Raw genomic sequence first — 10,877 nt, 5'->3', positions numbered from 1 at the left:
AACCGAACAAGACCCTTATCCCGACAGTGAACATCGCTCCGGCAGTCGGCTGGCCCACCGGCGGCAAACCAACCGCTGCGGCCGGCACCCAAGTGGCCGCGTTTGCCGAAGGCCTCGATCATCCGCGCTGGCTCTACGTACTACCCAACGGTGACGTGCTGGTAGCGGAAACCAACGCGCCGCCGAAACCGGACGACAGCAGCGGCATTCGTGGCTGGGTCATGAAAAAAGTCATGGGCAAGGCCGGTGCCGGCGTGCCGAGCCCGAACCGCATCACCCTGCTGCGCGATGCCGATCACGACGGCGTAGCGGAGACCCGCACAGTATTTTTGCAAAACCTCAACTCGCCGTTCGGCATGACACTGGTGGGCAATGACCTGTATGTCGCCGACACCGATCGCCTGCTGCGCTTTCACTACGAACCCGGCGCGACCGAGATCAAGACGCAGCCGATCAAGGTCACCGATCTTCCGGGCGGCACGCTGAATCACCACTGGACCAAAAACGTCATCGCCAGCAAGGACGGCAGCAAGCTGTACGTCACCGTCGGCTCGAACAGCAACGTCGGCGAAAACGGTCTGGATAAAGAAGAAGGACGCGCAGCGATCTGGGAGGTGGATCGCGCCACTGGCAATCACCGGATCTTCGCCTCGGGCATCCGCAACCCCAACGGCCTGGCCTGGGAACCCACCACGGGCGCACTGTGGACGGCGGTCAACGAGCGTGACGAAATCGGTAGCGACCTGGTGCCGGACTACATCACTTCGGTCAAGGACGGTGGTTTCTATGGCTGGCCATTCAGCTATTACGGGCAGCATGTGGATGAGCGCGTGAAACCGCAAAACCTTGATCTGGTGGCCAAGGCCATCGCCCCGGACTATGCCGTAGGCCCGCACACCGCTTCGCTGGGTCTGACGTTCGCCGAGGGCAATAGCCTGCCGGCGCAGTTCAAGGAAGGCGCGTTCATTGGGCAGCACGGCTCATGGAACCGCAAGCCGCACAGTGGCTATAAAGTGATTTTTGTCCCGTTCAGCGCTGGCAAACCGAACGGAACACCGGTGGATGTGCTGACCGGTTTCCTCGACAAGGATGAGAATGCGCTAGGTCGCCCGGTGGGCGTGGTGATCGACCAGCAAGGGGACTTGCTGGTGGCCGATGATGTGGGCAACAAAGTGTGGCGAGTATCGTCCGCCAAATAACTTTTGCCTGAACCAAAACAACTGCAGGAGTGAGCCTGCTCGCGATGACAGCGTCATCTTCAACATCACTGTTGATTGACCGCTATCGCGAGCAGGCTCACTCCTGCATTGGAGGGTGAGTCATTGAACTAAGGGTTACGCGCCAGGTGCTCAGGTTGCAACACGCGCTTGGCACTCAGATACGCTTTCTGCCAATACGCCTTCGACAGGCTGTCCAGCTTCACCGTACCGCCGGTTGCCGGCGCATGCACGAAGCGCCCTTCCCCGACATAAATCCCCGCATGACTGACCTGCGAACCGCCATTGGTGGCAAAGAAGATCAGGTCACCGGTCTGCAAGCCTTCCTTGCCGACATTCGGCGCCTGCATCACGATCATCTCTCGCGTGGAACGCGGCAAGCTGATACCCGCCGCATCACGGTAGACGAAACCGATCAGACCACTGCAATCAAACCCGGAGTCTGGTGTATTGCCGCCCCAGCGATAAGGCGTGCCAACCAGGCCGAGGGCGCGAAACAGCACGTCTTCAGCAGCGGGCGAGAATGACTGGGAGGGTCCGAACACTACCGGGGCGCGCACCACAGGCGCGGGCGGTGGTGTGCGACTGGCGCAGGCGCTGAGCAGCGCTGCGCAGAAGATCAAAGCAAGGCGGGCCGACATCGTCATAAGCAGAACATCCTGATCTGGCTGCGGCTTTCTCTGCCGGATGGACAGAAAACAAAACCGCCTGCGGAGCACGCAGGCGGTTTGCCATCAATATAGATACAGGATTCTAGCGGCTATACGACAAACTTCAAGTAAGACTTTAACTTCACCTTGTAAAGTCTGGGTCTACTCGGCTGCCAGCGCCGTTTTCGTCGCCACGGACGTGGCGACAACGGGGAATTACTTGCGAGCGGTGACCACGGTCGGTGCCATCGCCAGGGCGCGCTTGGCCTCAATGAAGGTTTTGCTCCAGTAGCTGTCACCCAGGCTGTCGATGCGAACACCGCCGCTGCGACGACTGCTGGAGTGAATGAACTGGTTGTCACCCAGGTAGATCCCGGCGTGACTCACACGACCGCGACGACCGTTGGTGGCGAAGAACAGCAGATCGCCCGGCTCGAGGTTACTGCGCGAAACCAGCGGGGCATCCACGTTGATCATTTCGCGAGTGGAGCGCGGCAGGTTCATGCCGGCTTCTTCGCGGAACAGATAGCCGATGAAACCGCTGCAATCGAAACCGGCTTCAGAGGTGCCGCCGAAACGGTAACGGGTACCGATCAGGGACATGCCGCGTTCGAGAATGCTGTCGGCCAGAACAGGCAGCTCATACGGCTTCTTGTTGAAGTCCGACAGCTCTTTTTCGGTGTCCAGCTCTTCCTGGTAAATAACGGAAGACTGGGCAGTAGCAGAATTTTTAACCTGTTGAGGCTGCTCTTGAACTGGAGAATGAGCAGCGCAACCGAACAACAGGGTGACGAGTGCGAGAGGCACGAGGGGTGCGAAGCGATTTAGCATGGGCACGACCGTGGCTGATAGTTGTAAAGAAGCCGAGACTATGCCCGCTATCGACCTCATTTGCAAATTCAATCGACCTTTTTGTGACTTCTCGGTTTCTCGTTTACATCTAAGCGCTTAAGCCCATTTGAACCGATACGCAGCCTGCCAACCGTGCAGGAAAGCGGATTTTCTGACGCCTGAAATATGGCAAAACCCGCTGCAAGCCGCAGTTTCAGCGGGTTTGGCTACCAGCCCAGGGTTTCTTTGAGGAAAGGAATAGTCAGCTTGCGCTGGGCCTGCAAAGAGGCCTGATCGAGTTGCTCGAGCAGATCGAACAATGCACTCATGCTGCGGGTACCGCGCGTCAAAATAAAATGACCGACTTCATCGGTCAGGTGCAGACCGCGACGGGATGCGCGCAATTGCAGCGCACGCAATTTGTCTTCATCGGAAAGAGGACGCATCTGGAAAATCAACGCCAGGGTCAGGCGCGATTTCAAGTCCGCCAGTTTGACGGGCAATTCACGCGGCGAAGTGGAAGCGGCGATCAGCAGGCGCCGTCCGCTGTCACGCAAGCGGTTGAACAGATGAAACATCGCCTCTTCCCAGTCAGCCTTGCCGGCGATCACCTGCAGATCATCCAGGCAAACCAGCTCGTACTGCTCCAGGTTGTCGAGGATTTCAACGCCGCGATCCATCAACTCAGCCAGTGGCAGGTACACCGCCGGCTCGCCCATCTGCTCGAAACGCAGGCAGGCCGCCTGCAACAGATGCGTACGCCCTACGCCGTGTTTGCCCCACAGGTAGATCAGGCTTTCTGTCCAGCCGGCGTCGGCTTCGCATAGGCGCTCGACATAGCCGAGTGCAGCGGCATTGGCGCCTGGGTAGTAGTTGATGAAGGTGGCGTCGTCACGCAGACGCACACCTAGGGGCAGCTGAATCGGTTTCATGCTGACTGAACAGTTCTCAAGGAACCGTTAGTGGCCTCTGTGTAAAGTTTGCGAAGTTTATACCCGTGAAGCTGAGCGCACAATGCGACAGAGTCCAAGCAAAATCAAAGGTTTGCGTTAACACGCTGGTTTTATGACAGATTCTTTGGCGCCAGGGCCTGCAGGACACGGGCCAACCCGGCGCTTCGCCGGGTTGGCCCTCTCCTCTACAGCTCTGGCTCATCCACGCCACTATAGATGTCGGAATCCTTGTACAAGTCGTGCACATGGCGCACCAGCACCATGATCACCGCCGCCACCGGCAGCGCCAGCAGCACACCGGTGAAGCCGAACAACTCGCCACCGGCGAGGATGGCAAAGATCACCGCAACCGGGTGCAGACCGATGCGATCGCCGACCAGCAGCGGCGTCAGCACCATGCCCTCGAGCGCCTGACCGACCATGAACACCGCGACAATCCCGATCATCGGATACAGGTCGCCACCGAACTGGAACAACCCGGCAATCAGCGCCGCGCCAATCCCGATCACGAACCCCATGTACGGCACGATCGCCGCCAGCCCCGCAATCAAGCCAATCAACAGACCCAGTTCCAGGCCGACGATCATCAACCCCGCGGCATAGATCACGCCCAGCGCCAGCATTACCAGCAATTGCCCGCGCACAAACGCGCCGAGCACCTCATGGCACTCACCGGCCAGCGAGACGATGGTCTCCTCACGATCACGCGGCAACAGGCTGCGGATCTTGGCCATCATCACGTCCCAGTCGCGCAACAGGTAAAAGCTCACGACCGGAATCAGCACCAGATTCGCCAGCCAGCCGATCAGCGCCAGGCTGGAAGCCGTGGCCTGACTCAGCACCACACCGACAATGTCAGTAGTCTGCCCCATGTGCTCGCTGATCGCCGCCTTGACCTTGTCGAACTTCCAGAAGCCGTCTGACAGCCCCAGTTTCGACTGCGCCCACGGCAACGCCGTGTGTTGCAGCCAGTCGAGCATCTGCGGCGCCAGTTCATACAAACGCAGCAACTGCTTGGCGAGCATCGGCACCAACACCAGCAACAGGGTTGTGACGATCAGCGTGAACAAGGCAAACACCGCGATTACGCCCCAGGTCCGCGACAGGCCGAGCCGCTCAAGACGATCCACCAGCGGATCGAACAGATAGGCCAGCAGCAAGGCCACCAGAAACGGCGTGAGGATCGGATGCAGCAACCAGACAAACGCGCAAAGCAGGACTACCCCACCGAGCCAGAACCAACGCCGCGAATCGGCCATGTACCCACTCCTGTTGCTTCTATATAAGGAAAGACTTACCAGCGAAACCGCAACGATGGCGCCACAGGTGCCGGAGCCGCAGCGACAACCGGCGCTGCACCGGCAACCGTCGGTTGTGGCGCCGCCGCTGGTGCCGGCGCTTCAGCCGGCAATTCCTGCAACTTCGCCAATGACAATTGCGCACGCAACTGATCGGCACTGCCGTTGACCCGATACACGATGCGATCACCCTCGACACTTTGCAGACGCACACCGAACGGCTCGAGTAATCGCAGCAACGCGGCGTAGTGCTCCAGATTCATCCCCTGCACTTCCAGGGTCTGTTGCCCCGACACCCCAGGCTTGGCAACAAACCGCGGTGCCAGACGCTCGGCCACCGCCAGCATCACCGCGTCGGCCACCGCCGCCTGGTCGGCGCCCTGCACGCTGCCGGCCTCTTTCTGATCGCCCAGCCACAGATGCCATTTGGCCTGCCACTGCCCGCCCTCTTCACGCGCATGCACCGCCAGCAAGGCGTCAGCGCTGTAACGTTCCGAAGCGCCACGCAGTGGTGCCGGATCGGTGCCTTCCAGCGCGGGCGCGGTAGCCACCAGTTGCTCGCTCAGATCCGCCAGCGGCAAACGCAGCGGTAATCCGCGATGCTGGGCAGCCGTGCGCAACGGTGCAGCTGCGGCCTGACCGTCTCCGACCAGGCTCGAGCCTTCAGTCGAATCGTTCAGCCACCAGCTCAGAATCGAGGGACGACTGGCACCCCACAATGACAACCCGGCACGACGCAGCGCCTGCTCGGTGGTGGCCGGATCGAAATCGACTTTCAGCACCTCCGGCGGCCCGGCATCGAAACCGAACTGACTGATGATCTGCTGCGGATCCTTGCGAATGGCCGCCAGCCCCGGATTTTGCACTGCCTTCGGGTCGCCGGTCAGGCGCAGCACCAACGTGTCCAGCGCGGCTTGCGTGGCGCGATCACGCTCTTCCGGCGCCTGACCGTGGACCGGCTCACGCACCTGATAAAGGCCTTTGAGGTTTTCGGCATGACTCGCCAGGCTGACCAGAGACAAACAACCCACAAACAACAATTTACAAAAACGCATGGAAAATTCCCGTCGACAGGAGCGGCTGGAACAGGCCGCGTGAACCGGTTGAGCAAGGCTGTGACAATCTGCCATCGCAAAACATTCACACGGCGGCGGTAAGTTTTTGCACAGTGATAACGATAGACGGTTAATTGAGCCACCTTATACAGGCACCCGCACGCCTCAATTGCAAAAAATTTCCGCTGATATGGCTCTGCCCGTCGGTGCGAGGATGGCCGCTGCCCCTCAAGCCTGATAAAATCGCGCGCCTTCGCAGACCGGCAACAGCCGGGCACCCCGAACTTCGCGTGAGGCAATCGCCCCTGTCGGATTCGGTGTTCCCGCTGAACTCGGTCGTTACCCCTGAATCCCCTCCCCTAAAGGCCTGGATCATGAGCAAGCAACCCTCCCTGAGCTACAAGGACGCCGGTGTAGACATCGACGCCGGTGAAGCATTGGTCGAACGCATCAAGAGCGTCGCCAAGCGCACTGCGCGCCCGGAAGTCATGGGCGGCCTGGGCGGTTTCGGCGCCCTCTGCGAAATCCCGGCCGGCTACAAGCAGCCTGTACTGGTTTCCGGCACTGACGGTGTCGGCACCAAGCTGCGTCTGGCGCTGAACCTGAACAAGCACGACAGCATCGGCATCGACCTGGTCGCCATGTGCGTCAACGATCTGGTGGTGTGCGGCGCTGAGCCACTGTTCTTCCTCGACTACTACGCCACCGGCAAACTGAATGTCGACACCGCTGCCCAGGTTGTGACTGGCATCGGCGCCGGCTGCGAACTGTCCGGTTGCTCGCTGGTGGGCGGCGAAACCGCTGAAATGCCTGGCATGTACGAAGGCGAAGACTACGACCTGGCCGGCTTCTGCGTCGGCGTCGTGGAAAAATCGGAAATCATCGACGGCTCGAAAGTCGCCACCGGTGACGCCCTGATCGCCCTGCCATCGTCCGGCCCGCACTCCAACGGCTACTCGCTGATCCGCAAGATCATTGAGGTATCCGGCGCCGACATCGAAAACATCCAGCTCGACGGCAAACCGCTGACCGACCTGCTGATGGCCCCGACCCGCATCTACGTGAAGCCGCTGCTCAAGCTGATCAAAGACACCGGCGCCGTCAAAGCCATGGCCCACATCACCGGTGGCGGCCTGCTGGACAACATCCCGCGCGTTCTGCCAAAAGGCGCTCAGGCCGTGGTCGACGTAGCAAGCTGGACTCGCCCTGCCGTGTTCGACTGGCTGCAAGAGAAAGGCAACGTCGACGAGACCGAGATGCACCGCGTGCTGAACTGCGGCGTTGGCATGGTGATCTGCGTGGCTCAGGAGCACGTTGAAGTCGCCCTGAACACCCTGCGTGACGCCGGCGAACAGCCTTGGGTCATCGGCCAGATCGCCGTGGCCGCCGAAGGCGCCGCTCAGGTTGAGCTGAAGAACCTCAAGGCTCACTGATGTCCAAGACCTGTGATGTTGTGGTGCTGTTGTCCGGCACCGGCAGTAACTTGCAGGCTCTGATCGACAGCACGCGGACCGGCGACAGCCCGGTCCGCATCGCTGCGGTGATTTCCAACCGCGCCGACGCCTACGGCCTGCAACGTGCCAGCGACGCGGGTATCGCCACCCGCTCGCTGGATCACAAGGCTTTCGAAGGTCGCGAGGCCTTCGATGCTGCCCTGATCAAACTGATCGACGAATTCAACCCCAAACTCGTGGTACTGGCCGGTTTCATGCGCATTCTCAGCGCCGATTTCGTGCGCCACTACCAGGGTCGCCTGCTCAACATCCACCCGTCGTTGTTGCCCAAATACAAAGGGTTACACACTCATCAGCGGGCGCTTGAGGCCGGCGACAGCGAACATGGCTGCTCCGTGCATTTCGTCACCGAGGAACTCGATGGTGGACCACTGGTCGTACAGGCAGTAATACCGGTAGAGTTGCACGACACGCCGCACAGTCTGGCGCAGCGAGTTCACGTTCAGGAACACCTGATCTACCCGATGGCCGTACGCTGGTTTGCCGAAGGCCGGCTGGCACTCGGCGAACAAGGTGCTTTACTGGATGGCCAGTTACTCGCGGCCAGCGGCCACTTGATTCGACACTAGGAGATTTTATGCGTCGCGCCCTGCTCTTCGCTTGCGCTCTGCTCGCCCTGCCCTTCGCGCAGGCTGCGGACCTTCAACCGTTCTCCGCCAGCTACACCGCCGACTGGAAGCAGTTGCCCATGAGCGGCACCGCCGAGCGCAGCCTGACCAAGGAAGCCAACGGCACCTGGAAACTCAGCTTCAAGGCCTCGATGATGATCGCCAGCCTGACTGAAGAAAGCACCCTGACGCTGGACAAGGACACGCTGCTGCCACAGTCCTACCACTTCGAACGCGGTGGCCTGGGCAAAGCGAAAAAGGCCGATCTGGACTTCGACTGGACCAACAAACTCGTCACCGGCACCGACCGTGGTGACGCGGTGAAGATCCCGTTGAACCGTGGCATGGTCGACAAGTCCACCTATCAACTGGCGCTGCAGCACGATGTCGCCGCCGGCAAGAAGACCATGAGCTATCAGGTGGTCGATGACGGTGAAGTCGATACCTATGACTTCCGCGTGCTGGGTGCCGAAAAAGTCGAGACCAAGGCCGGCAAGATCGACGCGATAAAGGTCGAGCGCGTGCGCGACCCGACACAAAGCAAGCGCACCACCGTGCTGTGGTTCGCCAAGGACTGGGACTATCTGCTGGTCCGCCTGCAACAGGTTGAAACCGACGGCAAGGAGTACAACATCATGCTCCAGGACGGTACGGTCAACGGCAAGGCTGTCAAAGGCAACTGATCCGCCGCTACAGCAAAAAGCCCCGCGAAATGCGGGGCTTTTTTTCGCCTGCGTTTAACCCGGCTTTTTGTGCCACCTTTGCCCCTCACCCCAGCCCTCTCCCGAGGGAGAGGGCTCTGACCGAGATGTCTGACGCTATGTATCGACCTGAAAGATCGAGTCGATTATGGATTCACCCAGGCAGTTTCAGGTCGACGGATGTACAAAGCATCGCACGGTCGGTCCCCTCTTCCTCCGGGAGAGGGTTAGGGTGAGGGGCTTTTGAAGGCGAAACTCAAACCGAAAATTTCGCCACCATGCTGTTCAAATCCACCGCCAACCGCGACAACTCCTGACTCGCCGCACTCGTCTGATTCGCCCCCGCCGACGTCTGCATCGCCAGATCTCGAATGTTCATCAGGTTGCGATCCACCTCCCGCGCCACCGCTGCCTGCTCCTCCGAAGCACTGGCTATCACCAGATTCCGCTCATTGATCAGGGTAAATGCCGAGGCAATCTCTTCAAGTGCAGTCCCGGCGGCCTTGGCTAACTCGAGCGTCGAACGCGCACGCACATTGCTTTGCTGCATCGAATTGACCGCCGAATCGGTGCCCTGTTGAATGCCACCAATCATCTGTTCAATCTCCTGCGTTGACTGCTGGGTGCGATGGGCCAACGCCCGCACCTCATCGGCCACTACCGCGAATCCGCGTCCGGCATCACCGGCCCGCGCGGCTTCAATCGCGGCGTTCAATGCGAGCAGATTGGTCTGCTCGGCAATCGAACGGATGACGTCCAGCACCTTGCTGATGCCATGAACCTTCTGCGCCAGGTCTTCGACCTGCGACGCATTGTTGGTCACGTCTTCGGCGAGTAACTCAATCGACGAAACGGTCTGCTGCACTTGTTCGCGACCATGCTGGGCAATGCGGTCAGACTCGCGCGACGCCTCGGAAGTCGCCACCGCATTGCTCGCCACCTCTTCCACGGCAGCAGTCATCTGATTCACCGCCGTGGCGGCCTGCTCAATCTCCAGGCTCTGCTGATGCAAGCCGCGCGTCGCGTCTTCCGTGACGCAGCTGAGCTCCTCCGACGCCGACGCCAGTTGACTGGACGACTCGGAGATCTTGCGAATGGTGTCGCGCAGGTTGTGTTGCATGATTTTCAGCGCATGCAGCAGCCGCGCCGGCTCGTCCTTTCCGGAGATGTTGATGTCGCCGGTCAGATCGCCGCCCGCCACCACTTCGGCAACACCCAGCGACTGCGCCAGCGGCAGCACAATGCTACGGGTCAGCAGCAGCGCCAGTCCGATCGTAATCAGCGCCGTGACACCGATCATGACCCCGACCCACAACCGCGAATTGATAAACACCAGTCGCGCCGCCTCGGTGGCGAGACTGGCATTGTGTTTGTTCAGCTCGACCAGTTCTTTGAGGGTCACCGCCATCTCATCGGCCAAGGGACTCATCTCGCCGTTGAGAATCGCAGCGGCTTCCTCCACGCGGTTTTGCGCGGACAACTGCATGACCTGCGCCTGCAACTCCAGGTATTTGTGCTCGGCAACCTTGAAGCGGTCAAACAGCTTGCGCTCCTCGGGCAGCACGATCAGCACGTCATAACGCTGCTGGGCCTCGCTGAGTACCCCCCGCAGATCATCAAGCTTGGCGACATTCTGCGAAAGCGCTTGCGGATCGCGATTGAGCAGCAGCCGCATGGTCAAGGCCCGCAAGCGCAGTATGTCCTGACTCATCTCGCCCACTGCCATGACGCTCGGCAGCCAGTTGTTATCGACTTCATCGGATTGCGCCCGCATGTTCGACATTTGCAGCAAGGCGAAAGCCCCCAAGGCAAACACCATCAAACCCAGCAAGCCAAACCCCAGCCCGGCGCGCGGGGCAATATTGAGACTTCGGATACTCATTACGCTGGTTCCTTCCAAAAGCGCTGCATCAACCCTGCAGCTGGTTGCTTTAGAAGGTATCGGCCCGGCGAAAATTTGCGTAAGACCAAAAGGTGATATCAAAAGGCCTTAATACTTCGAACCTTTGGCATTAACGTTTCAGCGAGGTTTTCCCGGACTTAGCCGCTG

Annotated in this window: 10 protein-coding genes; 4 read left to right on the top strand and 6 right to left on the bottom strand. The window is 60.0% G+C overall.

Translation table 11 applies throughout. From position 1 onward, the window contains the following. Positions 1 to 1,199: sorbosone dehydrogenase family protein (locus tag DBR24_RS00515; RefSeq protein WP_146188918.1), on the top strand; the 1,199-nt coding region annotated here is incomplete at its 5' end. Between the two features lie 128 nt (positions 1,200 to 1,327). On the opposite strand, the gene DBR24_RS00510 is transcribed toward DBR24_RS00515, so the two are convergent. The 5 genes from DBR24_RS00510 to DBR24_RS00490 form a co-directional block, all read right to left on the bottom strand. Next, positions 1,328 to 1,864, bottom strand: coding sequence for a C40 family peptidase (locus DBR24_RS00510; RefSeq protein ID WP_123465896.1), 537 nt, complete (start codon positions 1,862 to 1,864; stop codon positions 1,328 to 1,330). Positions 1,865 to 2,083: 219 nt separating this feature from the next. Beyond that, entirely contained in the window at positions 2,084 to 2,698 is a 615-nt protein-coding gene (locus tag DBR24_RS00505) for a C40 family peptidase (protein ID WP_103485436.1), read from the bottom strand. 227 nt (positions 2,699 to 2,925) lie between these two features. Then, positions 2,926 to 3,630, bottom strand: a complete 705-nt coding sequence (gene hda / locus DBR24_RS00500; protein WP_007919828.1) for a DnaA regulatory inactivator Hda — start codon at positions 3,628 to 3,630, stop codon at positions 2,926 to 2,928. A 206-nt stretch (positions 3,631 to 3,836) separates the two neighbouring features. Further along, positions 3,837 to 4,910: an AI-2E family transporter gene (locus DBR24_RS00495; RefSeq protein WP_123465892.1), complete on the bottom strand. Its 1,074-nt coding sequence runs from the start codon at positions 4,908 to 4,910 to the stop codon at positions 3,837 to 3,839. Between the two features lie 35 nt (positions 4,911 to 4,945). Then, the gene (locus DBR24_RS00490; protein ID WP_123465890.1) at positions 4,946 to 6,004 is read right to left on the bottom strand and encodes a DUF2066 domain-containing protein; all 1,059 of its coding nucleotides are present in this window, start codon (positions 6,002 to 6,004) and stop codon (positions 4,946 to 4,948) included. A 374-nt stretch (positions 6,005 to 6,378) separates the two neighbouring features. Between DBR24_RS00490 and purM the strand changes: the two genes are divergently transcribed. The 3 genes from purM to DBR24_RS00475 are packed head-to-tail and all read left to right on the top strand — an operon-like array spanning position 6,379 to position 8,809. After that, on the top strand, positions 6,379 to 7,437 hold the full coding sequence (gene purM / locus DBR24_RS00485) for a phosphoribosylformylglycinamidine cyclo-ligase (RefSeq protein ID WP_128613558.1): 1,059 nt from the start codon (positions 6,379 to 6,381) through the stop codon (positions 7,435 to 7,437). After that, on the top strand, positions 7,437 to 8,087 hold the full coding sequence (gene purN / locus DBR24_RS00480) for a phosphoribosylglycinamide formyltransferase (protein ID WP_123465886.1): 651 nt from the start codon (positions 7,437 to 7,439) through the stop codon (positions 8,085 to 8,087). The genes purM and purN overlap by 1 nt, the downstream gene beginning before the upstream one ends. A gap of 8 nt (positions 8,088 to 8,095) precedes the next feature. Continuing rightward, positions 8,096 to 8,809, top strand: coding sequence for a DUF3108 domain-containing protein (locus DBR24_RS00475; protein ID WP_128613557.1), 714 nt, complete (start codon positions 8,096 to 8,098; stop codon positions 8,807 to 8,809). Positions 8,810 to 9,083: 274 nt separating this feature from the next. Here the strand turns inward: DBR24_RS00475 and DBR24_RS00470 are convergent, their stop codons facing one another. Further along, positions 9,084 to 10,709, bottom strand: a complete 1,626-nt coding sequence (locus DBR24_RS00470; RefSeq protein ID WP_128613556.1) for a methyl-accepting chemotaxis protein — start codon at positions 10,707 to 10,709, stop codon at positions 9,084 to 9,086. Positions 10,710 to 10,877: the final 168 nt, after the last annotated feature.

The organism is Pseudomonas sp. HMWF006, assembly GCF_003061205.1.
GTDB classification, from domain to species: Bacteria; Pseudomonadota; Gammaproteobacteria; order Pseudomonadales; family Pseudomonadaceae; genus Aquipseudomonas; species Aquipseudomonas monsensis.
Note: the sequence above shows the minus strand (reverse complement) of the source record. Positions and strands in the feature narration are given on the sequence as shown.